This is a genomic window from Paenibacillus sp. sgz302190, from assembly GCF_059820445.1.
Map to the genome: position 1 here is coordinate 169,241 of NZ_JBZYAO010000012.1, position 22,971 is coordinate 192,211.

Annotated in this window: 26 protein-coding genes and 5 pseudogenes; 6 read left to right on the plus strand and 25 right to left on the minus strand. The window is 45.7% G+C overall.

Going from position 1 to position 22,971, the window contains the following annotated elements; genetic code table 11:
• Positions 1-81: 81 nt before the first annotated feature.
• From AC6RNO_RS15735 to AC6RNO_RS15745, 3 genes and pseudogenes are all read right to left on the minus strand, one after another.
• Positions 82-345, minus strand: coding sequence for a helix-turn-helix transcriptional regulator (locus tag AC6RNO_RS15735; protein ID WP_474684821.1), 264 nt, complete (start codon positions 343-345; stop codon positions 82-84).
• Positions 346-589: 244 nt separating this feature from the next.
• Positions 590-922: a branched-chain amino acid transporter permease gene (locus AC6RNO_RS15740; protein ID WP_474684822.1), complete on the minus strand. Its 333-nt coding sequence runs from the start codon at positions 920-922 to the stop codon at positions 590-592.
• A pseudogene (locus tag AC6RNO_RS15745) lies at positions 913-1,494 on the minus strand (AzlC family ABC transporter permease); the annotation flags it as partial. The gene AC6RNO_RS15740 and the pseudogene AC6RNO_RS15745, both read right to left, overlap by 10 nt.
• Before the next feature lie 39 nt (positions 1,495-1,533).
• Here AC6RNO_RS15745 and AC6RNO_RS15750 point away from each other — a divergent pair.
• Positions 1,534-2,928 carry an aminotransferase-like domain-containing protein gene (locus tag AC6RNO_RS15750; RefSeq protein ID WP_474684823.1) on the plus strand — a complete coding sequence of 465 codons (1,395 nt, stop codon included), beginning with the start codon at positions 1,534-1,536 and terminating at the stop codon, positions 2,926-2,928.
• 87 nt (positions 2,929-3,015) lie between these two features.
• Here AC6RNO_RS15750 and AC6RNO_RS15755 read toward each other — a convergent pair whose 3' ends face one another.
• From AC6RNO_RS15755 to AC6RNO_RS15775, 5 genes are all read right to left on the minus strand, one after another.
• Positions 3,016-3,672: an FMN-dependent NADH-azoreductase gene (locus tag AC6RNO_RS15755; RefSeq protein ID WP_474684824.1), complete on the minus strand. Its 657-nt coding sequence runs from the start codon at positions 3,670-3,672 to the stop codon at positions 3,016-3,018.
• Positions 3,672-4,163 carry an EVE domain-containing protein gene (locus AC6RNO_RS15760; protein WP_497106018.1) on the minus strand — a complete coding sequence of 164 codons (492 nt, stop codon included), beginning with the start codon at positions 4,161-4,163 and terminating at the stop codon, positions 3,672-3,674. The genes AC6RNO_RS15755 and AC6RNO_RS15760 overlap by 1 nt, the downstream gene beginning before the upstream one ends.
• Before the next feature lie 107 nt (positions 4,164-4,270).
• A complete protein-coding gene (locus AC6RNO_RS15765) occupies positions 4,271-5,215 on the minus strand; it encodes a WYL domain-containing protein (RefSeq protein ID WP_497105999.1) in 945 nt (314 codons plus the stop codon).
• A gap of 167 nt (positions 5,216-5,382) precedes the next feature.
• Positions 5,383-5,940 carry a TetR family transcriptional regulator gene (locus AC6RNO_RS15770; protein WP_497106000.1) on the minus strand — a complete coding sequence of 186 codons (558 nt, stop codon included), beginning with the start codon at positions 5,938-5,940 and terminating at the stop codon, positions 5,383-5,385.
• Positions 5,941-6,006: 66 nt separating this feature from the next.
• Positions 6,007-7,161 carry a serine hydrolase domain-containing protein gene (locus tag AC6RNO_RS15775; RefSeq protein ID WP_474684827.1) on the minus strand — a complete coding sequence of 385 codons (1,155 nt, stop codon included), beginning with the start codon at positions 7,159-7,161 and terminating at the stop codon, positions 6,007-6,009.
• A 377-nt stretch (positions 7,162-7,538) separates the two neighbouring features.
• On the opposite strand from AC6RNO_RS15775, the gene AC6RNO_RS15780 reads away from it, so the two are divergent.
• The 3 genes from AC6RNO_RS15780 (at position 7,539) to paiA (ending at position 9,172) form a co-directional block, all read left to right on the plus strand.
• Positions 7,539-8,036, plus strand: coding sequence for a DinB family protein (locus AC6RNO_RS15780; RefSeq protein WP_474684828.1), 498 nt, complete (start codon positions 7,539-7,541; stop codon positions 8,034-8,036).
• A gap of 140 nt (positions 8,037-8,176) precedes the next feature.
• Positions 8,177-8,629, plus strand: coding sequence for a MarR family transcriptional regulator (locus AC6RNO_RS15785; protein WP_497106001.1), 453 nt, complete (start codon positions 8,177-8,179; stop codon positions 8,627-8,629).
• 24 nt (positions 8,630-8,653) lie between these two features.
• Positions 8,654-9,172 carry a spermidine/spermine N(1)-acetyltransferase gene (gene paiA, locus AC6RNO_RS15790; protein WP_497106002.1) on the plus strand — a complete coding sequence of 173 codons (519 nt, stop codon included), beginning with the start codon at positions 8,654-8,656 and terminating at the stop codon, positions 9,170-9,172.
• A gap of 67 nt (positions 9,173-9,239) precedes the next feature.
• Here the strand turns inward: paiA and AC6RNO_RS15795 are convergent.
• The 15 genes and pseudogenes from AC6RNO_RS15795 to AC6RNO_RS15865 all read right to left on the minus strand — a co-directional run bounded on the left by AC6RNO_RS15795 (position 9,240) and on the right by AC6RNO_RS15865 (position 18,030).
• Positions 9,240-9,583 (minus strand): annotated as a pseudogene (locus tag AC6RNO_RS15795) (thioredoxin family protein).
• Positions 9,584-9,639: 56 nt separating this feature from the next.
• Positions 9,640-10,023, minus strand: a complete 384-nt coding sequence (locus tag AC6RNO_RS15800) for a rhodanese-like domain-containing protein (RefSeq protein WP_497106019.1) — start codon at positions 10,021-10,023, stop codon at positions 9,640-9,642.
• Between the two features lie 14 nt (positions 10,024-10,037).
• Positions 10,038-10,964 carry a thioredoxin-disulfide reductase gene (gene trxB, locus AC6RNO_RS15805; protein WP_497106003.1) on the minus strand — a complete coding sequence of 309 codons (927 nt, stop codon included), beginning with the start codon at positions 10,962-10,964 and terminating at the stop codon, positions 10,038-10,040.
• A gap of 121 nt (positions 10,965-11,085) precedes the next feature.
• Complete coding sequence (locus tag AC6RNO_RS15810) at positions 11,086-12,204, minus strand: FAD-dependent oxidoreductase (protein WP_497106004.1); 1,119 nt, start codon at positions 12,202-12,204, stop codon at positions 11,086-11,088.
• Positions 12,189-12,842, minus strand: a complete 654-nt coding sequence (locus AC6RNO_RS15815) for a metalloregulator ArsR/SmtB family transcription factor (RefSeq protein ID WP_497106005.1) — start codon at positions 12,840-12,842, stop codon at positions 12,189-12,191. Before AC6RNO_RS15815 ends, AC6RNO_RS15810 begins: the two co-directional genes overlap by 16 nt.
• Before the next feature lie 82 nt (positions 12,843-12,924).
• Positions 12,925-13,254, minus strand: a complete 330-nt coding sequence (trxA, locus tag AC6RNO_RS15820; protein ID WP_497106020.1) for a thioredoxin — start codon at positions 13,252-13,254, stop codon at positions 12,925-12,927.
• 85 nt (positions 13,255-13,339) lie between these two features.
• Positions 13,340-13,507 (minus strand): annotated as a pseudogene (locus AC6RNO_RS15825) (N-acetyl-alpha-D-glucosaminyl L-malate synthase BshA); the annotation flags it as partial.
• Between the two features lie 50 nt (positions 13,508-13,557).
• A complete protein-coding gene (locus AC6RNO_RS15830) occupies positions 13,558-14,520 on the minus strand; it encodes a zinc-binding dehydrogenase (protein WP_497106006.1) in 963 nt (320 codons plus the stop codon).
• Between the two features lie 326 nt (positions 14,521-14,846).
• Positions 14,847-15,500 carry a metalloregulator ArsR/SmtB family transcription factor gene (locus AC6RNO_RS15835; protein WP_497106007.1) on the minus strand — a complete coding sequence of 218 codons (654 nt, stop codon included), beginning with the start codon at positions 15,498-15,500 and terminating at the stop codon, positions 14,847-14,849.
• Between the two features lie 287 nt (positions 15,501-15,787).
• Entirely contained in the window at positions 15,788-15,949 is a 162-nt protein-coding gene (locus AC6RNO_RS15840; protein WP_497106008.1) for a hypothetical protein, read from the minus strand.
• A complete protein-coding gene (locus tag AC6RNO_RS15845) occupies positions 15,946-16,386 on the minus strand; it encodes an SRPBCC family protein (protein ID WP_488435981.1) in 441 nt (146 codons plus the stop codon). Before AC6RNO_RS15845 ends, AC6RNO_RS15840 begins: the two co-directional genes overlap by 4 nt.
• A gap of 13 nt (positions 16,387-16,399) precedes the next feature.
• On the minus strand, positions 16,400-16,888 hold the full coding sequence (locus tag AC6RNO_RS15850) for a MerR family transcriptional regulator (protein ID WP_497106009.1): 489 nt from the start codon (positions 16,886-16,888) through the stop codon (positions 16,400-16,402).
• A 199-nt stretch (positions 16,889-17,087) separates the two neighbouring features.
• Positions 17,088-17,462 (minus strand): VOC family protein, encoded by a 375-nt coding sequence (locus AC6RNO_RS15855; protein WP_488435980.1) that lies wholly within the window; start codon positions 17,460-17,462, stop codon positions 17,088-17,090.
• Between the two features lie 94 nt (positions 17,463-17,556).
• Positions 17,557-17,664 (minus strand): annotated as a pseudogene (locus AC6RNO_RS15860) (SRPBCC domain-containing protein); the annotation flags it as partial.
• 27 nt (positions 17,665-17,691) lie between these two features.
• Positions 17,692-18,030, minus strand: a complete 339-nt coding sequence (locus tag AC6RNO_RS15865) for a metalloregulator ArsR/SmtB family transcription factor (RefSeq protein ID WP_497106010.1) — start codon at positions 18,028-18,030, stop codon at positions 17,692-17,694.
• A gap of 298 nt (positions 18,031-18,328) precedes the next feature.
• Between AC6RNO_RS15865 and AC6RNO_RS15870 the strand changes: the two are divergent.
• Both AC6RNO_RS15870 and AC6RNO_RS15875 read left to right on the plus strand, forming a co-directional pair.
• A pseudogene (locus tag AC6RNO_RS15870) lies at positions 18,329-18,424 on the plus strand (ArsR/SmtB family transcription factor); the annotation flags it as partial.
• Positions 18,425-18,657: 233 nt separating this feature from the next.
• Entirely contained in the window at positions 18,658-19,068 is a 411-nt protein-coding gene (locus AC6RNO_RS15875; protein WP_488435978.1) for a DoxX family protein, read from the plus strand.
• Positions 19,069-19,281: 213 nt separating this feature from the next.
• Here AC6RNO_RS15875 and glmS read toward each other — a convergent pair whose 3' ends face one another.
• Entirely contained in the window at positions 19,282-21,111 is a 1,830-nt protein-coding gene (gene glmS, locus AC6RNO_RS15880; RefSeq protein WP_474684854.1) for a glutamine--fructose-6-phosphate transaminase (isomerizing), read from the minus strand.
• 495 nt (positions 21,112-21,606) lie between these two features.
• Positions 21,607-22,947, minus strand: a complete 1,341-nt coding sequence (gene glmM / locus AC6RNO_RS15885) for a phosphoglucosamine mutase (protein WP_474684855.1) — start codon at positions 22,945-22,947, stop codon at positions 21,607-21,609.
• Between the last annotated feature and the right edge of the window lie 24 nt (positions 22,948-22,971).

Below are 22,971 nucleotides of genomic sequence, written 5' to 3' on the forward strand. Positions count from 1 at the left end.
AAAGGACTATCTAAAGAATAACTGTTTCAAAGCCAATTCGGTATACTACACATGCAGTATTATCGAGCTGCGGCACTATCGCTAAAGGAAATTATTTATTATTTCCAGCAGTATACTGATCGTAATTGAAGCCTTGGAGTTTGCATTTAGCTTGTTATTGATATTTTGAATATGAGTGCGTACCGTACTTTCGCTGATATAAAGCATTTTGCTAATTTGTTTGTAGTTATAGTCGGAAATCCAGTAAAGCAAAATTTCTTTTTCTCTTTTCGACAGGTTCGGGAATATGGATCTCTCGACGAAAAAAGGTTGGATTGTTTTAAATATTTCTTCCTCGTCTTTCATAAAACACTCTCCTTCATAAATTCCCCCCTCCTATATGTAGACACGTTTCAAAAAAATAAAATCACTTATTTCAAACATATTATTCCAAATCATGAACAAAATGTGTACATTTTATGAATTCAATTGGCATGAGACGGCCTATTCCAGCCCCTTTTGCACAATTCCGTCTGATTTTTCGCATACAAAATAAAAAGCAGCTTGCCGCGGCAAACTGCTCCTTGTCTCTTTTAACTATAGCAGCCAGCTAAAATAAAAATTGAACCAAAATCATATAGAATAGAGTGCCGCTTGCAATGGATAAAAACATATTCTTTTTCCAAATATGGAGAAAAACAACGACAGCAATTGAAATCAATTCGGGCGCTCCATAATTGCCGGATAAAAATTTGACATCTTTAATGCTATAGACAACCAGCAGCCCCAAAGCTGCCGAGGGCAATACTTTGCCGAGATACTGCACATAGCTTGGAGTAGGCTTGCCTGAAGGAAAAATAATAAACGGAATAAATCTCGTCATCATCGTTCCCAAAACAACCATTCCAATCGTAATCATTTGCTCTAATAAAGTCATTGACATGTACGTTCACCTGGTTTCTTCTCCAGTTGCTTCCTCATCAAAGTAAGTACGAAGAGAATGATGATCATGGAAGGAATGACGAAGCTGCCGCTATTAAAAATAAAAAGGCATAGAAGCGATAATCCCAGACCCAATAACGCGCTGCGATGCGCTGTCTCTTTCATCCATTGTTCGATAAAGATGACAACAAATAGAGCCGTCATAACAAACTCAAGCCCTTCCATATTTACTTGCACTAGCGAACCAAACAGCCCGCCAATTGTAGCCCCAAGGACCCAATAGCTATGATTAAGCACGGTGACGAAGAACATATACCATCCTTTATTCACTTCTTGCGCTATATTTGCTGTGTAATTGATGGAGAACGTTTCATCGCATAAACCAAAAATCAGATAGAGCTTTTTCAGCCCGGTCCCCCTGTACTTTTCAAGCATGGATATCCCATAAAAAAGATGGCGCGCGTTTACCGCTAAAGTGAGGAACAGTGCACCTAACGGATGAAAGGCCCCAAGCAGCAGATTGACAGCAACAAATTCCATCGAACCGGCAAAAATAAGCAGGCTCACAATCAATAGTATAATTGTATGGATTACAATTTTGCGAGGTACAGTATGCCGATAAACTCCTTTACTGATTACCCAATGTCGTGGAAACCCGACAAAGGCGCATTGAACCGTCCGATCTATCTTTCGCTGGCCTTATTACTGGAACATGACATTACAAACGGATTTTTAGCTCCCGGTACAAAATTACCGCCGCAAAGGGAGTTGGCCGATTTTTTAGATGTAAATTTTACGACCATTACACGCGCTTACAAATTATGCGAACTTAAAGGCTTAATTTATGCTGTTACAGGGAGCGGTACATTTGTTTCGCCCAACGCGGCACGCTCCATCACAATTTCAAAAGGTAAAATTTCAAATGAATGTATTGATCTTGGCTTTGTCGAATCATTTGAGCAAACGAATACGACTGTCGCTGAAGCTGCAAAAAAAGTGATGGAGAAACGTTATTTGGAGCTGCTCTTTAATTACAATGATCCTACAGGAATTCCACATCAAAAAGTAGCGGCTCAAAATTGGATGAAAGCTTTTGGCATCCATGCGGACACAGAAAATATGGCCATCGTTTCTGGAGCACAGAATGCGCTGGCAATTACGTTGTTAGCTCTATTTGAACCGGGAAAACGGATCGCAGTCGATATTTATACCTATTCAAACTTTATTGAGATTTCGAAAATGTTTCGTATTAAGCTAGTTCCGGTTCCCGGTGACGAGCACGGAATGCTCCCTGACGAGCTTGAAAATCAATGCCTTCAACTGAATGTCCACGGCGTATTTTTGATGCCTTCTTGTTCTAATCCCACGACTGTAATGATTCCGGAAAACCGTAAAAAAGAATTAGCTGCCATTATTCGAAAGCATAATTTAATTTTAATTGAAGACGATATTCATGCCTTTTTGACAGCCGGTGTTATGGATGATTATGGTCAGCCTATGTTTCAACTTCTCCAAGAACAAACCGTTTATATTTGTAGTACCTCCAAGTCCATCTGTTCCGGCCTCCGAGTGGCATATATGGTGTTTAGCGATGCATACAAAGAGAAGATAATGAAGGCGATTTTTAACATTAATGTCAAGACCTCTTCGTTAGATGCCGAGATCATAACCGAACTTATTTTATCCGGAAAAGCAAATGCAATTGTCGCGAAAAAGAAGGAGCTGGCGCAGTGTGCTAACGATATATTTACAGAGTTTTTCCCTCAGTCTCTTCACACCGGCCATCCATTAAGCTTCTATAGGTGGCTTCCCTTATCGAACCATATTCGTGCAACACACACGGAGAGTTACTTTATGAACAAAGGAATTCAGGTTTTTCAATCCGATCGCTTTTTAAGTGGGGCCGGTACGCATGATCATTATTTGAGAATAGCGCTTTCGTCTACAAATTCTTTGGAGAAATTGAAAAAAGGCTTGGAGATCTTGAAAGAAAGTCTCGGGATTTAAATGCTGACAGCGGCTTAGAATAAAAAAAGCTGCATATCCCCAGAAACCCGGGATTGCAGCTATTTTTGTGGTGCTTCTTGCAACGTATTAGAAGCTCTTCGCAGCTTCCCGGGCTTTCACGATAGCCTCTTCCTTGATGACTCCGGCTCGATCCGGCATTTCTGCCATTCCCTCGACAAAAATGCTTTGAGTATCAGTGACTCCGACGAACTGCAAGATTGTTCGCAAGTAACTATGTCCAAACTCCATGAATGTGGCAGGGCCTTCCGAGTAGACTCCGCCGCTGGCCTGGATGTGAATCGCCTTCTTGCCGGTTATAAGTCCGACAGGGCCGGTCTCGGTGTAACGGTATGTCTTTCCGGGAATAACAAAACAATTGATATAATGGTTCAGCACATACGGGATCGTAAGGTTCCACATCGGCGAGACGAAGACGTATTTATCCGCTGCGATGAATTGATCACAGAGTTCATCAAGCCGGGCGAGCTTTGTTCGTTCAGCATCAGACAGCAACTGATCGAACGGGGTGCCGGAGCCGGACTTTCTCCATTCAAATAATTTCGCTTTTGCATTTAGGATATCGGCGTCCAAGGGCGGGATGTCCATTTGAAATAAGTCGAGATGGATGACTTCGTCCTCGGGGTGCGCTTCGCGATAAGTATCGATAAACTCCTTACCGACAGCCAGGCTGTACGAAGCATGTTGATCGAGCGGGTGAGCAGTAATATACAATACGGTTTTCATTATGGTTTCCCTCCAAGTAATAAGTTCGTTGATTCTTCCGAAGTTGTTTCTTCCCAGCCGGCCCCCAGCATCTCATTCGCTATGGTCATGAAATCTTCCCGATTAATTTCGAATTGCCCGAAGCGAAATGAGTATCCCCAGTTGCGTCTCCCTCTGGTGAACGTCAGCTTGTCCAACAAACCGGCGATTTTAACAGTGCGGCAAGGCAAATAACGCATATTCCGACGATATGGAATAAAGTCGTCGCTCATTTTAAATTGATATACGATATCGTCAGCGACCCGGCCAATAGCCGTAAATGCCTGCAGGAATTCTCCTCCCTTCATATCCGTTCGCGGGGAGTAGTAGATGAGCCAATCCCCCGACCGCATTCTTCCGAGCGAACCAGCCTTCCCGTTGCAAGTCTGCGCGATCCCTTCTTCTACCCCATAGTTGACATGCGATGCAGAGACTATACCGATCCAATAACGACTCCGCTTGGAACAAGTCATGTCGCTCTCATCAAACACAAAATCAGTTGCTCTATCGATCAATTTCTTGCAACCTCCTTTCGTTTTGATATATCCAAGCATACAACAACGCTACTGACAACATCATGTCAGTAGCGTTTTGTCATTTTTTCAATTTCTTCTCTCACTCGATTTTTGAACGATTCCGGCTCAATAACTACGACACCTGCCCCCCATCCGAGTATCCAATGCAGCAGTTCCTCGGGGTGACGTACGCGATAATTCACATAGTATCCATCCGCATGAAGCTCGCCATCCTCCATATAGTAGTTGTCCGTGTTCTGCACTTTATCCGCGATGCTTGCATCAAAGAGCACACGAATCTTGACGTTGCGGTCATCCGTTTGCCGATAATCGTGCAAATTAAAGCTGCTTGGGAGCTGAAACCTTTCATCCGTGATGACAGGATCTTTTATCCGCGAGACTCGGAAATGACGTAGGTCCTGGCGCAAGTCACAATGAGCTATTAACATCCAAGACCCGTCAACGAGTATCAAACCATAAGGTGCAACTGTTCGAGCAGTTTCACGGCTCCCATCGGCATCAGTCAATCTTTTATGGTATCCGAAATGGATTTTTTTTCCATCTAATATGGCGGAGCGGATCGTTTCAATGTTTAATTTCTCACGCCCCACATTCCGTTCCTTCGTATTGAGAAGGCGGATACCGCTGCGGACCCGTTCAGTTTCCTCCTTGATTGGCCCAGGCAAAATCGCTTCAATTTTCCTCCGCGAAGACCGAGCATTTCTGATGTAATGATGATCAAAGCGCTGTTCGATAAAATCAGCGCCGATCAACAAGGTGACTGCTTCATCCAAAGTAAAACTGACAGGTGGTAGAAAGTAGCCCTCGATTAAGGAATAGCCTATTCCGGGTGACCCTACGATAGGTACGCCGGCCTCACAAAGCGCCTGAATATCACGATAGATCGTTCTAACACTGGTCTCAAATGTTTCAGCCAAATCCTCCGCTCTCCGCACATTGCTCCGCTGCAGTTCCAACACAATCGCTAACAAACGTTCTGTTTTTTTCAAGCGCTGCTCCCCCTCTCCCCTTTGCTCTTGTCCGCCTTCGTTTATGTTAATCTAACTATACAAACACGCTAATGACAACTGTATGTCAGTAGCATTTCTTCTTTTTCAATTTTTATGAAAATAATAGAATGTTCGTTCATTATGAGGCAAAATAAAATGGGACGCGCTTAAGATTTAATCGCATCCCAACTCATTTGAACCAAGTCCTTCATATTTTTCTCAGTAAATTCAAACTCTCCCTTGAAATGCTGCTTCGCCAATGCTGCTATCGGATGTTGAAGATGTACGTACAACAGCGTGTTATCGCAGTCTTTGAGCAGCTGCTGTTCCCTGCCTTTCTCAACTAATTTATCGTAAGGCTGAAACATCTGACTGGTATCTTCAAGGTTCAAATTCTCAACAAGCGGTGAATTGCTAAACTGCTCGAGGAATAGAAAATCTTCTTTACGATCAGAAATAAACTTAATATAATTCCGAATCACTAGTTCGAATCCAGCTTTGACAGGCATAGATTCATCTATTCCCGCAAACATACACGAGCTCATTCTTTGTTTAACATTCAAATACAGCTTAGCGAGCATGTCCTCCTTGTTTTCGAAATAAACATAAATAGTCGACGGGGATACGTTGGCTCGCTTCGCGATCTTTGACATGGATATATCGGAAAAGCCAATCTCATTCAGAAGTTGTATCGTTGCTTGAAATATCGCTTCGCTCTTATTCATATCTTTATGTCTCATAAATTTATGATAAACGTTTATTCGATTAAAAGTCAACAATGTTTAGAAACTCTACTCCAGAGCCCCGTAAACAACGGCCCGCATCCGGTTAACAATGTAGGGTTCGAGGCTCGGCAGCATCTGTTGCATGTACACGACGGACAACTCCTCTGCCGGATCGATCAATAACCACGAACCAGCCAAACCGGCCCAGCCGTATTCGCCGATCGAGCCGTTGCTGCCGCCGGCTGCCCGATCGATCATGACACGGACCCCTAAACCATAGCCGTAACCGCTCATATGCGACCAATTGAAATCTGTAAGCTGCCGCGGACTTAAATGATTGGTCCCCATCAATCGAACCGTATTCGGGCTAACAATCCGAATCCCGTCCAGTTCGCCCCCTCTTGCCAACGCTTGCGCAAACCTGCTATAGTCGCCGATCGTTGACAACAGCCCGCTTCCACCGCTTTCATGGCGGCAGCCTGGCTGATAAGGAGTGTCCATGCGGGTATTTGGAGTCAGCGTCCCATCTTCGGAACGATCGTACATCACACATAAGCGTTCCCGCTTCTCTTCCTGTATCCGGAATGAGGTGTCTGCCATTCCCAGTGGCTCGAAAATTTCCTTCTGCAGAAACTCTCCGAACGTTTGACCGGACAGCACTTCAATCAATGCAGCCAAGACATCGTGGCTTGTACCGTATTTCCAGCTCGTGCCGGGATCGAAAGCCAATGGAATGGCCGCCAGTGCTTTGGACAGCGCCCGGGGGTCCAAAGTCGCTACATTGTTCTCAAAGATTTTTCGGGTCTGCCTTTCAGTTTCCGTACCGTCGCCGCCATAAGTAAGCCCGGACGACATAGTGAACAAATCCTTGACCCGTATCGGGGCCGCTGCGGGAGAGACGGACACAGTACCGAGTTCATTATACCGGTACACTTGTGGATTTTTGAATTCTGGCAGATATTCATCCAGCGGATCGTTCAGCAAGTACAGTCCCTTCTCATATAGCATGAGAGCAGCGACACAAGTAACCACTTTGGTCATCGAATAGATCCGGTAAATTGTATCCGGCTGTATCCTTATGTTCTTCTCCAAATCAGCATATCCGAACCTCTCCTGATATAAAACTTCCCCGCGTCGTACGATGGTGCAGGCACACCCGGCCGGTCCGCCTTTCTCCATGAAGCTCTTAAGCAGCGGAGTCAATCGCTGTAATTGGCTCATTTCCCTAGCACCTCCCGAAAATACTTATAATGGCTGATTCTCAACAACCCAAAGGTCAATGATTTAATTATTCGAGGAATACTATGGATATCCTCCTAAACTCTTCAAAGGCTTTTCCCCCTATTTACTTTTTCTATACCTGAAAAAAAGATATGATATCCGAAACAAAACGTCTGTTTGTAAAAACGTTCCTATGGCCTCGCCCGCCGAAATGAAAAGACCCGATAGGGCAGCCGGCACCAATGAAGATGAATTCAGCAAATAAACGGATACACGGGACGAACGAATGTAACATGCATTTCGGCTCGACCGAGACAAGCCTTTCCACTCGACCGGGTTTATAGTATGCTAGTCATATAAGGGAGGAGAGGGAATCTATGGTGAAGCAACTAATCATCGGAGATGCTATGCATGAGCTGGCCATTACGCGCCGCATTCTGGAACGCTTGCCCGAGGAGCATATGACGTGGAAGCCGCACGTGAAATCGATGACGTTGGGCGGGCTGACCACGCACCTGATCAACCTGCTGAACTGGCAAGTCGCGATTTTTCAGTACCCGGAATTCGATCTTTCGACCGTGCCGCTTCGGCGGGAACCTTTGGAAAGACGCGAAGACGTGCTGGAGGAATTCGACGCGAACGTCGTCAAGCTTGAAAAGCTGTTAGCCGAATGCGACGAGAAAACGCTCGGCGAGGAATGGACCTTGCGGAACGGCGATCATATCATCCTGCGCCAACCGCGGGCGATCGCGCTTCGCACCTTCGGATTAAGCCACATGGTCCACCACCGGGCGCAGCTCGGAGTTTATTTGCGGCTTCTCGATATTCCGGTGCCGGGCCTCTACGGTCCCTCGGCCGACGAGGCAGCCAACTGAACTAAGACACACCGAAAAGTCGCAGGGCATCGGCATGACCGCCGGTACTCTGCGACTGTTTTTTTGTTGTAAATACAACAAAAATGATGTACTATATTCTTACGTCATTTGAAAAATACAATTGTAGTGGAGTTGCAAATATGAAGGAAATTCTACGTGAGGTTGGAATGATTGCTAGGTCATTGGATTCTATAAGTAATATTGAATTTAAACAATATGACCTTACAAAAGGACAGTACTTGTACCTCGTGCGAATATGTGAAAATCCGGGAATTATTCAAGAAAAGTTAGCCGAAATGATAAAGGTAGATCGAACGACAGCCGCTCGTGCTATAAAGAAACTTGAGATTACTGGATTTATTGAAAAGAATGATGATCCCTATAACCAAAAAATTAAAAAACTGTTTCCTACGGAGAAAGGGAAGGCTGTTTACCCTGCAATAAAAAGGGAAAACGATTATTCCAATACAGTCGCACTATCCGGATTCTCCGAAAGCGAAGTAGAAACCATTTTTAACCTGCTGCAAAGAGTCAGAAAAAATGTAGAAAAAGACTGGGAGTTTGTAAAAAAGGGAAACAAGAGAAATTATTGATTTTTTAAAAGGAGGCCAAATAAAATGACTGTAACTATAAAAAAGTGCACGTTTAAAGATCTGGGCTTACTTCAAGAAATTAGTGTAGAAACATTTGATGAGACATTCAAGAATCAAAATTCACCAGAAAATATGAAAGCCTACTTGGAAAGAGCATTTAACTTAAACCAATTAGAAAAAGAATTATCAAATATTTCTTCGGAATTCTATTTTATTTATTCTAATGAGGAAATTGCCGGGTATTTAAAGATAAACGCCAATGAGGCTCAATCCGAAATAATGGGCAATGATTCGCTTGAAATCGAGAGGATTTATATAAGGGGAAAATTCCATAAACAGGGGCTTGGGAAATATCTAATAAATAAAGCTATAGAAGTAGCGATAGAACGGAATAAAGAGAAGATCTGGCTAGGGGTTTGGGAAAAAAATGAGAGCGCGATTGCCTTTTATAAAAAAATGGAGTTTGTTCAAACAGGAGCCCACTCTTTCTATATGGGTGATGAAGAACAAATAGATTTTATAATGACCAAAACACTCATTTAGCGGGTACGAGTAAAAAAACAGCAGCAGCCAAAGTTTTAATTCCAAGGTTGCTGCTGTTGCTTGAAAATTACTTCACTTTATCATCTTGAGTAACTATTTCATAAATTTGTTCAATTTGTTCATTTAAATGGTCAAAGCGAACAAACCGATCCGCTCTTGCATATTCTTTTTGTTCGATCATCAAAAGCATTGCAGGGACTGCAAAAATCTTGCCGCTACCTCCTCGACCTGATTGGCGTTAATATGGCCCAGGTGTATCTGCGGATAATGCTCGAGCAGCTCCCTTAGCTTAGGCAAAATGGCGTGACACACATTACACTCCGGCCTGGATACGTATAGGAAACTCAACTTATGCTGCTCCAGAAACGCTTCTACCATATCCAGCGAAGTTAATTCATGAAGCTCTTTCATGTTGTCACCCCCATGTTCGTCCACCCCCGAATTGGAGCTTCAACCAAGCGCGTATACTAATCTTCAAGTTGAAACAACTTAAGCTGATTCAAAACCGGCCCATGCACCGTATATAATTTGCGGAATCCTTTTCGTTGAAGAAGCCGGGCGGCCTTCTTGCTTTTGAAACAACCATCTGCCAAGATCATAACCTCATCCTCAAGGGATAATTCTTTTTGCCATACAAAGGGCAGCCGGCCTAATGAAATATTGATTGAGTTCGGAATATGCGCCTTATCGAAATCCGTAACATCCCTTACATCAAGCAGCTTAATTGAGGAGGGTAATTTGTTTAAGCTATCCCTTAGATTCGTTTTTAGACACGACAGGTAATGAACCGGCCCAACTTGACGAAAAATCCATATGAGAACAACCGCAAGCAGGATATATAGAGTGACCATAATATTCACTGCTCTTAGTATCCGTGGGATTCAACGAATTTTTCGCTGTCGATGGCTGCCATAGCGCCGCTGCCGGCCGCAGTGATGGCTTGACGATAGCGGCTATCCTGCACGTCCCCACAAGCGAATACGCCGGGTATATTGGTCTCCGTCGTACCTGGAGCAGTGATAATGTAGCCATTCGCATCCGTTGTAATCTGCCCATCCAGAAAGCCGGTATTCGGATGATGTCCAATAGCCACAAACACCCCGTTGGCATGAATCACTTCTTCTTCACCCGTTGCGTTATTTCGGACTTTCAATCCGGTTACCCCACGGTCGCCGGCGATGACTTCAACTGGCGTCTTGTTAAGTGCCCATTCGATTTTTTCGTTGGCATGCGCACGGTCTTGCATGATCTTAGAAGCTCTCAGTTCGTCACGCCGATGTACCAAAATGACTTTAGAAGCGAAGCGTGTCAAGAAGTTCGCTTCTTCCAGCGCGGTGTCCCCACCACCGACAACAATCAATTCTTTGTTCCGAAAAAAGAACCCGTCACATGTGGCACATGTGCTGACACCACGACCGACATTCTCTTGTTCATTTGGAATTCCAAGGTACTTGGCACTCGCTCCGGTAGAAATAATGAACGTTTCGGTTACAATCTCACCTTTTCCTTCCACTTGCAATTTAAACGGACGTTCGGACAGATCCGCTTTATTTACCCAACCTGTATAAAATTCGGCCCCAAATCGTTCGGCCTGTTTTCGCATGTTGTCCATCAATTCAGGACCCAGAATCCCCTCCGGAAATCCGGGGTAATTTTCAATTTCCGTCGTTGTGGTTAATTGCCCCCCAGGTTCTGGCCCTTCAATGACAAGTGGGTTCATATTGGCACGGGCCAGGTAGATGGCAGCGGTCAGCCCGGCAGGACCTGTTCCTACGATAACCGATCTATACATGTTTCATTCCTCCATTCGTTGTTGAATTTATCCTGTATTCAATTGATTGATTGAATTATAGTATCAAACATCCCTTTCGTCAAGCGTAAACTTTCCACCTTGAATTCGTTGGACGAGCATGTCATTGATTCGTTTTGTATAGCTCAATGAGTTCAGATACCGCTCGCTCGGCTGATTGAAGCGCGCCCTCAAGGTGTCCGCCCTGTTCATAAGCAGTTTCTGTGCCCGCAAAAATGATCTTCTTTCCCCAACTCTGCGTGCCTACAGGCGGACCATAGCTTGGATAGTCGCGAAGTGGTTCGGCGTCTTCATCAACCGCCGTCTCCGGGTCAATGGACCAATCCTTATAAAGAAAGGCACTCATGTTTTCAGCGGACGGCCCGAAGAGTCGGGTCAACTGTTCCACGACGAGTTTGAGGACTCTTTCCTCCCCTAGCTCTTGCCGCGACTTCGCCGGCATCCCAAAAAAACCAAAAAGTGCACCTGCGCCTGTATCAGGCGATGCATCATGGATTTCCTGCAAAGGTCCTACCCAACTGGATACGAGACCAGAAAGCCCTTTTTCGCGCCAAAATGGACGATCGTAAATCGCAACTGCTTTAGCCTGTGCTGCCATCCACGTGGGTTTGTTGACCAAACTAGCCATTAGTTCGGGAGAGAGCCCGGGCCAAAAGGTGATGTTTCGCGCTACGATCCGGGGCGGTAAGGTGATAATGACCGCACTTGCACGAATACTGTCCCTCTTGCCATCTGCTTCAAGTGTGATGGTTCCGTTTCCTTCCTGACGGATCGAAGTCACTCGCGTGTTAAGCTGGATCGTCCCTGGAGGAAGTGTGGCTGCTACGGCGTCGATGAGGGACTGAACACCTCCAATGAACCGAACCGATCTTTCAACAGCTCCTTCCGGCAACACATATTGCTGTGCGGGTTCATTTCGAGATCGCTCAGAAAGCATGAATCCTTCATTGTACTGCTCAAATGTCCCTAAACCGAGTTCTTTAACGAGCTTGGTAATCGTTCGCTCATACTGTGGCCAGAACCATGTCGGGCCTAGATCGAACCTGCCGAGGTCAGGCCTGTCTGCAACCTCTTTACTTAAGACTCTTCCACCGATACGTCCTCGTGCTTCTAGCACGCTGCACTTGATGCCTTGTGCTGTGAGCAATGATGCCGTACGTAGGCCGCTTAAACCTGCGCCGATAATGATCACCGGGTCATTCACATTCATTTCCAATTCCATTCCTGCACCCCTTCATCGATTCGATAGGCAGTAAATCCCTTATTCTGCATATGTTCCACGGCCTCCGTTGTATTCACACAAAAGGGTCCTCTACAATAAGCTGCAAGTTCTACATGCTGTGGCAGCGTTTGAAGGTACGCATCGAGTTCTTCCATAGGTACAGATATCGCGCCTTCAATATGCTCCGCCTCATATTCGTCTTTAGGACGAAGATCCAATACAATAATCGTGTTTGCAGCCATTCTCTTAATCAAATCTTCTTTAGAGATCGTCCGAATACTTTCATATTGAGATAGCAGGTCTTCTTTAATACGAGGTATATCGGAAAGCCGGTTCTCACAGAGCTTCCATAAGGCAATTAAAAACTCGGTCACCACAGGATCTTCTAGGCTATAGATCGCATAGGTTCCCTCTTTTCTGAATTTCACCAGTCGTGAATCCAACAAGATTTGAAGGTGCCGCGATACGTTGGCAACACTCATACCAGTCTGCCCGGCTAAATGTTCGACAGATTTAGGACCGTTGGAAAGTAAGTCCATGATTTCAAGTCGCTTGTCACTGGACAAGCATTTTCCGATGCGGGCGTATTGCTGATACAATCTTTCTTTAATGGATGGTTCTGAATGTGAGTGATTCATGAAATCCCCCCTTTCCATTCCCATTGAAAATCGGCAATCGCTTATCCAAAGCAATTGCCGATTTTAATCTGTTCAATCCGGTTTAATTGCCGGCCAGCTTTACGATTTTTTCTTTGAGTACGTGCTTTTGGTTAACTCCCACCATCGTTTCAGCTAGCTTGCCGTCTTTAAACAGCAGCAAAGTAGGAATACTTCTTATACCAAATTGCGAAGCCAATTCCGGCTCTTCGTCAACATTGACTTTGGCAAGTGTTGCTTGCCCCTTCAGCTCATCAGCCAGTTCCTCAACAATCGGAAGTTGAACTTTGCATGGCCCACACCAAGGCGCCCAGAAGTCAATCAAGGTTACTCCGGACTGGATATGGCTTTGAAATGTTGCTTTCGTCAGTGCTGTTGCACCCATAGAGAGCATCTCCTTTTTATTTATATTCGAAATCAATCGTTATATTATTCAATTTATTAATTGAATTATAATGCTGGTTATCTGTCTACGTCAAGTCTATTATTAGCTGAACTTTCGGCAAATCCGGTCCTTCTCCGACAAGTAGGAGTCGGCTCGGCACGTGCTTCGCTACTTTGTCGAAAATATCGACGACATCTCTCACCCGTTTGATGGGCCGGAAATTCGAAATATGCATGATAATTTTCTCGTCCGGACGTGCGAAACGTCAGGTCGATAGCATCCGATATATTCAGACATTCCCTTCGTTTAGAATCATTCAGAGATGTTCAGCACGGCTCGAAATCGTGTCTTTGCCGACATCATTTTATCATACGCTTCGCTAGCGCGTTCCAAGGGGAAGACTTCAATCATAGGCCGTACATCAGTCAGCACACTGAAGCGAACCGCCGCTTCAACTTCTTTAGCCTGTCCGGTAAACGAACCTCGCACTGTATTAGGACCTTTTAAAAAGTCCATGGCAGACAATTCCAAAGGTTCCCCAGAACCCGCTACAATAATGAGTTCGCCATCTGTACCAAGCCCATTGATTAAGGAAGAAATAACTTTAGCATTTGGCGCAGTAGCGAGAATGACTTTGGCTCCGCCTAAGGCTTTTAGCGCTTGGGCCGGATCTTCTTTTTCGGAATCAATGTAAAAATGCGCTCCAAGCTCTCGTGCCAACTTCTCTTTATCCCCGCCACGAGAGATGGCAACGGTTTGAAAGCCTGCTTTCTTTGCGTACTGTACCGCAAGGTGCCCGAGTCCTCCAATACCGGAAATGGCTACAAGATCACCTGGCCGAGCCTTGCTGTTTCGCAGTGCGCTAAACGTAGTTTCGCCTGCACACATCAGCGGAGCTGCTTCTTTGGAGGATACTTCATTTGGAATGCTAGTCAGCCCATCTTCAAAAGCAACCATGTATTCCGCGTAGCCGCCGTCCATGGTTAGACCCGTCACATGGTTGTGGCCCCCATGCCATCCAATGCCTACCCGCTGCCCAATTTTCCATTTCGTCGAACCTGCCCCAAGCTCCTCCACGATACCGACTACTTCATGACCCGGAATCCGCGGATACTCAGGGGCATTCCCTCCAATGGCCACCGAGTCCCCGTTACATACCCCGCATGCTTCTACACGAAGAAGCACTTGCCCTTCTCCAGGTTGAGGCACCGGGATTTCGACCAGCTTCATTTTTTCGCCCTTGGACGGAATTTGTATAGCTTTCATCATTTTCATTGTATCTTACCTCCTACAGTTCGGTTGTGGAACGATTTTAGTATATGACAAAATCAAAGTATATTCAATTATATAATTGTATAGTTGAATAATAATATTCCTTATTTTCGTCAATATCCTTCCTCCGCCTGCGAACAGATCCGCCGCTTCTCTAGACGATTTCTGCTAACAAGGATCTAAAGATTAACAACTAAAAACGCCGCTATTTCCTAAGACAGAAATAAAACGGCGTTCGTATTATTCAACTGATTGTGCAGCGCTGGCCTGCACGTATTGTGTTAAAAACGCAGCATCTTGGCTGCGTTTTTTGATTAAGAAGAACCGCCTTAACTGGTCCGCCATTCCTGGATGCCTTCTTCGATGCGATAGGCTTTGAAACCTTTTTTCTGCATCTTTTCAACGGCTTGCGTGGTGAACACGCAGTATGGTCCTCGGCAGTAAGTTGCAATTTCGGTATCCTTAGGCAAATCTTGGAGATAGTCATCAAGTTCTTCCATTGGAACAGATAACGATCCATCAATATGCTCCGTCTCGTATTCGTCTTTAGGCCGAATATCCAATACAAGGATCGTGCCCGTTTTCATCCGATCCAGTACTTCCTTCTTGGATATGGTACGAACATTCTTGTAGTGTTGTAATATATCTTGCTTGATACGCGGTACGTCAGAAAGCTGATGTTCAGAGACTTTCCATAAGGACATCAAAAACTCTGCGACCACCGGATTTGCTAATGAGTAAATGACGTAGGTTCCCTTTTTTGTGAATCTCACCAGATTAGCATCCAATAATATTTGAAGATGACGCGACACGTTGGCAACACTCATCCCAGTCTGAAGGGCTATAGTTTCTACAGCTTTAGGACCGTTTGACAGCAAACTCAACACTTCAAGTCTTCTCTCACTGGATAAGCATTTCCCGATTCTGGCGTACTGTAAAAATAATTGTTCTTTATATAATTCGGCCAATTGAGCGTCTTCCATAAAACCCACCGTCCTTCCTTATTCAACTGAATATTTGAATTATAAGATGCTATGTATTAAAATTCAAGTATTCCCGATAGGTATTCCCTAAATCATACAATAGTAAATGGCACCGACATATATTTCCCGGATCCTGCCGCTGGTATCCAGCAAGTACGTTGTGGAGTAGGCGCGCTGCATAAATCCAAAAAGTTTCCTCCCCAATCGCGAATACCAGAAGGTGATACACTTAAGAATTTCCTTGCAAAAAACCGGTAATGCAATAATTCGCACTACCGGTTTCTCTGTCACTGGCTGTTAACCAGATTCATAATCTTATTTTTCAATGCATGCTTTTCGTTCACGGACACGTCAATCGAGACGAGCAAGGCGGGCAACGACAGCACGGCAAGTCCGATCCATTCCTTCAGTCCGGCCTTACTATTCGATTCGATCGCAGCATTGTTCATTGGCTGTCTAGCGCCTGACCAAGACGATCCAACAACTCCTTCGTTCCGTGCTCGCGCTGTTCAGGTGTATCGAGGCCGTCCAGGAATACGCCCTGTTCGGTATAGATCAATCGTGTGCCGCCGTCCGTGAACTCAAATTCTACCGTCGTCACGGAGACGGACATTCGCCTGTCTTCCATGTCGAGAGTGTACGAGTAGACAATGCGTCTGTCCGGAACGATCTCCTGATAGCAGGCGTCGAATGTGTAAACCGGGCCCCCGGGCGGACCTCCGCGGTTGAATTCGCGTCCTCCGACGCGGAAGTCGAACTCGTTAGCCGGCGGAAACCACGATTCTTTGGCGGCCTGGCCGGCCCATGCGGCGAATACTCGGGATGGGGAATGTTTGTAGTTCTTTTCGATAACGAAAGTGGAATGCTTGGCAGATCGCTCGTTCATAGTCATATCCTCCTTAGCCGGGTTCTTCCGGATGTTTGTCTAAATATTCGCCAAGACGGTCGAGGTGATGATTCATGTTCGACTTCCTCTCGGCGAAAAATTTCTCATGATTTATTCGCATCGTCCGCATGATGGCAGTGAAATGATCGATGGTAAACGGTTCGTTCCGCTGTATCCGGCTCGATACGTTCTCAAGCTCGTGCAAGAGCTTCTGCTGCAAGCGGATATTTTCTTTCAGGCGGTCCATTTGAAGAGTGACAATGTCTAAAAAACTAAGTTGATCTCCGGTCATAGCGGCTTTAATCTGCTCCAGCGACAACCCCATCTCTTTCAAGGACAAGATTTGCTGCAGGCGCGAAATGTCCTTTTCGGTGTAGAGCCTGTATCCGGATTGCGAATAGCCGGATGGTGAAAACAAGCCGATCTGATCGTAAAAACGCAAAGTTCGAATCGTTACTCCCGCCATTTTTGCAAGTTCTCCGACTTTCCAATGTCGCTGCATGATCATCCCCTTTCCTGGTTGCTAGCTTATCACCGGTATCTTCACTATAAACCATTACGTAACGTAATGGTCAAGAACCGCCATGAAACTTATTCCAGCGGTAAATTTCCATTCTTAAAACACCCATTTTGCCTGATACGGCAATGAGAAAAGCAGCTGATCAATTTGATTAGCTGCTGTCGTAACTTATTCAACTATTTTATTTCTTTTCCGATACAGCAAAGTAATTTTCTTCATTATCTGCGAAGTTAAAGACTCTGCCGGAGGGAAGTTCCACAATTTCTCCAACTTTTATATTTTTGTTCTTCAGATCGCTATACAGCTCATCGAAATTGTCCGTGTAATACATGATAGATGGTGTTCCGAGATTCATTTCAGGGTTCATTTTGGCAACGAACTCTTTACTATGAAGAACAATGCTCGTTGCTGCACCCTTAGGAGCGATTTCGATCCATCTCATCGGACCATTGGTTACTTCCGCGATGACCTCGAAACCAAGTTTTTCTGTCCAAAAATCTCTGGATGCGTCTTGGTTATTCACATACAACATAACTTGGCCAATTTTGTTAATCATAATTTAAACACTCCTCTTATGGAATAATTTACGGGTCAAGCCCACATTTTCTTTCTAACTAAACTTTATTTAAGCGACTCTAACAGCTCGCCCAAGCTTCCTTAAACATCCGGAATACGAGATCGCGCGGCGCATCGAATACGAGCTCCAACACCAGGACGCGATCGTTCTCTACGCTCGAGACCATTTCGTTTTTTGACATGGTACTGCTCCTCCTAATCAAATGATGTTATGGTTTTTCCTTATTCTGCAGTTCATGCAAGTAATTGTCCAAGTTATCAAATCGATCTTCCATAATAGGCCAGAAGGACTTCAGCCAACAATCCATCGCTTGGAAGGGCTCAGACCGGAGCTTGTAGATCCGGCGGTTCGCATCGATTCGTACTTCCACAATCCCGCTATCGCTAAGCACTTTTAAATGCTTCGACGCTTGTGGTTGGTGAAGCCCCAGCCGATCGGTGATTTCGCCAACGGTCAGAGGACCGCCGCGCAACAATTGAACGATATTCATACGATTCGGTTCAGCTAAAGCACTCAGTGTCGTGATGTCCATTGCGGACTTATTCATGACATGCTGCTCACCTCTGTAGTTAACAGTTTCTTGTTTAATCTTCTCCGTTATTCAGGGTAACTTTCATCCTGCAATTCAAATATAACCAATAAGGAATATACCTGTCAAGGAATATTCAAAATGAACTCCTCTTAAAAATTTAAAGGTGACATTGTATCCGGCTCATGATTCAGCGCCAAGCGTTTCATCGAAGAGCCGTAATACAACCTGCTTCTTGGGTAAGCAATGAAGGGAGCAAAAATTATAATTCAAATATTCCTTGACAGACATATTCCTTTAAGAGTATATTCGACACATGAATACGACATGGAGTGCTCTGGCTGAGCCAAATCGGCTGCGTATTGTTGAACTGCTGCGTCAAGGCTCCTTTTCTGCAGGGGAAGTAGCCGAGCTGGGTCGAGTCCTATCGCCCCTCTGGGAGGAGAGATTCGACCGATTGGAAGCCTATCGCGGGATTACAAAGAAAGGAAGTGAACGATGACGTTAAGCAGTAATCCTGCCAAGTGTTTAGTCCAAGAGGAACTGTAAAAAGTGGTTAAGGAGTACGGCGCAATCGAGGAGGTCGAATCGACGCTTGACCGTCTCTGAGAAATGATTGATGTAAACTAAGGAGGCTGAAATTCAATGAAAAAAATTATGATTCCCTACTGGATTTTTACCGGGCTGGTAGTGGTATTTATGGGTATGGGCGCGATTGCCGATACTATATCTTCAACTGATGCGGTTGAACTCTTCAAGCATTTAGGTTACCCTGCTTATCTCCTTCCATTTCTCGGAATTGCCAAATTATTAGGGGTCGTAGCGCTTCTTGTCCCAGGCTTTCCACGAATCAAGGAATGGGCGTATGCCGGATTGGTTTTCGATTTGACGGGCGCTATGTATTCAACCATCGCTGTGGACGGCCTTTCAAGCGGATTGGGTTTCATTATCGGCTATATTATAATCGCAGGCTCCTACGTTTATTATCATAAAAGACAGAAATCGGGCTTGTTGAATCAAATGAAACAAGTGAAGCAAGCGGACAGCGTGGTTTAAATAATATTCTCAAAATTTCAAATTGATCATACGTACTAATTATAACCAGCGGCCCGCTGAAGGGCATCACTTAATGTAGATGCCATCCCCATCTCCTTTTCATAAAGAAAAAAGTCCCGATGAAGGTATTTATCATCGGGACTTTTTTGAGTTTCTTTACTACTTTCCGAGTTTTTTATAACGGGACAATTTCACCAAAACCACACAAACCTCTTACTCCACCGTCACGCTTTTCGCCAAGTTGCGTGGTTTGTCAACATCGTTGCCGCGGGAGAGCGATGCGTAGTATGACAGCAATTGCAGCGGCACAACTGCCAGGGCCGGTGCGAGCAAATCCAAAGTCTTAGGAATCACGAACGTGCTGTCGACTGATTTTTGCAGTTCTTCCTCGCCTTCCACGGCGATGCCTAGCACGTTCGCTCCGCGAGCTTTGACCTCTTTAATGTTGCTCACGGTTTTCTCAAGCAGTTCGTGCTGGGTAGCAAGCGCGATTACCGGAACGCCTTCTTCGATCAGCGCCAGCGTGCCGTGTTTAAGTTCGCCTGCAGCGTAAGCTTCCGAGTGAATGTAAGAAATTTCCTTCAATTTCAACGAACCTTCCAGAGCAACGGCATAATCCAATCCTCTTCCGATGAAGAAAAGATTATCGTGCTTCGCCATATCTTCGGCAACGGCTTTCAGCGCCTCGGATTGCCCCAAAATGGCTTCCACTTGCTCAGGCAGTTCCTTCATGGCCGCGATCAATTGTTTGATTTCATCAGCCGTTTGGGTACCCAAAGTTTGAGCCAGATGCATGCCGAACAAATAAAATGCGATCAACTGCGACGTATACGCCTTCGTGGATGCTACCGCAATCTCGGGCCCCGCCCAAGTCACGATAACGTCGTCCGCTTCGCGGGCAACCGAGCTGCCTACTACGTTGGTGATGGCAAGCACGTGTGCTCCGCAGCGTTTGGCTTCACGAAGGGCGGCAAGCGTATCCGCCGTTTCGCCGGATTGGCTGACAACGATCACTAGCGTATCTTTCGTAATGATCGGAGAGCGGTAACGATACTCTGAAGCGACATCCGTTTCAACCGGAATGCGCGCCAGCTTCTCGATCACGTATTTGCCGACCATCCCTGCATGATACGCCGTTCCGCAGGCAACAATATGAACGCGGCTAATATTGCGAATTTCTTCAGCGGTTATCGTCAATTCCTTCAAAGCGACTTGCGAGTTATCCGATGCAATCCGGCTTCCCATAGTGTCACGGTACGCTTTAGGCTGCTCGTGGATTTCTTTCAGCATGAAGTGATCAAATCCGGCTTTTTCCGCAGTAATAATGTCCCAATCGACATGAAACATTTCTCGGGAAATAAAATTCCCCTCCAACGTCATTAATTCGACACCATCACGCGTTAAAAGCGCCATTTCGCCATCATTCAAAATAAACACATTGCGCGTATATTCCAAAATAGCCGGGATATCCGAACCGATAAAGTTTTCTCCTTCGCCAATTCCAATGATCAAAGGACTGGCTTGTCGAACAGCTACCAGCCGATCCGGTTCATACTCAGTAAGAACGCCCAGTGCAAAAGCGCCGGTTATCCGTTTGACCGCCTTTTGCACCGCTTTGAGGATGTCGCCTTCGTACAAATCGGCGATCAAATGGGAAATAACCTCCGTATCGGTTTCCGAAACGAACACATGGCCTTTGGCGATCAACTCTTCCTTCAAGCTGAGGTAGTTCTCAATAATGCCGTTGTGCACAACGGAAAATTTCAAAGAATTGTCCGTATGCGGGTGAGAATTAATGTCGGACGGCTTGCCGTGCGTTGCCCAACGCGTATGCCCGATTCCTACGCTTCCGTTCAAAGGAGCTTCCTCCAGTTTCGACTCGAGGTTCGCAATGCGCCCCTTTGCTTTCTGAATCTGAAGACCGCTTGTCGTATAAACAGCCACTCCTGCCGAATCATAGCCGCGGTACTCAAGCTTCTTGAGACCTTCCAACAAAATTTCCTGAGAGTTACGCTTTCCGATATATCCAACAATTCCGCACATAGTGTGTTAAACCTCCATAGTTTAATAAGCCCTTCATCAAGGACTTTTTTTCAAAGAACGACGTTTTTTGCCCATACCAAAAAAATCTATACAATCATCGAATAAGTTCAATTCAACTTTTATGGTGATGTTGGAATCTTGTCAGCCTGGTCGCCCAAGCGTTTTTGCCTTCCAACTTTACGGTACTCAACAATACCGGAAGGTCCCCGCCGAATGTTTCGAACACCTTCACCTCGTCAACTCGTTTGCGCAGTTATATAACCTGTTTCCGTCCCGCTCCCGAGTTCTGGCGCTTGTAAATCTTTATGCCAACCTCTGCCCTGCCTTTCCTTCTTGAGTAAAAGGTAATGAAAAACTTTCAGAAAACATAATTACATCTTATTCATTTTCATGTCTCAATGCAACAGATTTTTACAAACAAGCAGACCTGTTTTGAAAAAATGATGAAAATCCCCTTCCCGGCAACTGCTCCGAAAAGGGGAGCTTCCTCAGAACCTACACTAACTGCTCTTGAATGACTTTGGCGATATCGTTGACGTAAGCTTCAACCTGCGCTTTATCCGGCCCTTCGGCCATAACGCGGATCAACGACTCTGTCCCGGATGGGCGAACGAGCACGCGGCCGTTGTCGCCCAGCTCGTCTTCCACTTTACGGATCGCCTGATCGATGATCGCGTTGTTTTTAAGCTTGCTTTTATCCGCTACCCGGACGTTAACCAGAATTTGCGGATATTTGCGCATAATCGTTTTCAATTCGCTAAGCTTTTGCCCCGACTGCACGATCGTATCCATCAATTGAAGCGCAGTAAGAATGCCGTCACCGGTCGAAATATAATCAAGGAAAATTACATGGCCGGACTGCTCGCCGCCGAGATTGTACCCGCCTTTGCGCATCTCTTCCATCACGTATCTGTCGCCGACCGCAGTCTGCTTCGCCGTCAGACCGAGCTTCTCAACGCCTTTAAAAAAGCCGATGTTCGCCATGACCGTCGTAACGATCGTGCTGTTGTTCAGCTTGCCGGCGCGGTTCAACGCATCGCCGCAAATGCTGAGAATATAGTCGCCGTCCACTTCGGCGCCCGTTTCATCGATCGCGATCAGGCGATCCGCATCGCCGTCGAAAGCCAAACCGATGGCGGCGCCGTGTTTTACAACTTCCTCTTTCAACTGCTCAGGGTGCGTGGACCCGCAATGATCGTTGATGTTCTTGCCGTTCGGAGCCGCGCCGATGGTCACAACTTCCGCTCCGAGGTCGCGGAACACTTTGGGAGCCAATTCAAAAGCAGAACCGTTCGCGCAATCCAATACAACTTTGAACCCTTTGAACGTGCTGGAAACCGTCGATTTCAAAAACTCCAGGTAAGCAAATTTCGCTTCCATATCGTCCGTAACCGTTCCGATTTCTCCGCCTACCGGTCTTGGCAGCTCATCTGTTCCGGCATCGATCAATTGTTCGATCTCCTGCTCGGTTTCATCCAACAGCTTAAAGCCGTCACCGCCAAAAAACTTGATTCCGTTATCCTCAACCGGATTATGCGAAGCGGAGATCATGACGCCCGCATCCGCGCCCAGCTTCTTGGTCAAATAAGCGACCGCAGGGGTGCTTACAATGCCGATTCGTATGACTTGAACGCCGATGGAAAGCAGCCCTGCGACGAGCGCGGCTTCCAGCATCGGACCCGAAATACGGGTGTCTCTGCCGATGACCACCTTCGGATGCTGAGCTTGACGCGTCAGCACATAGCCGCCGCAGCGGCCGATTTTATAAGCTAATTCCGGCGTCAATTCCTGGTTAGCTACACCGCGGACACCGTCTGTACCAAAATATTTCCCCATGAAATGTTTTCCCCTCTTCATCTG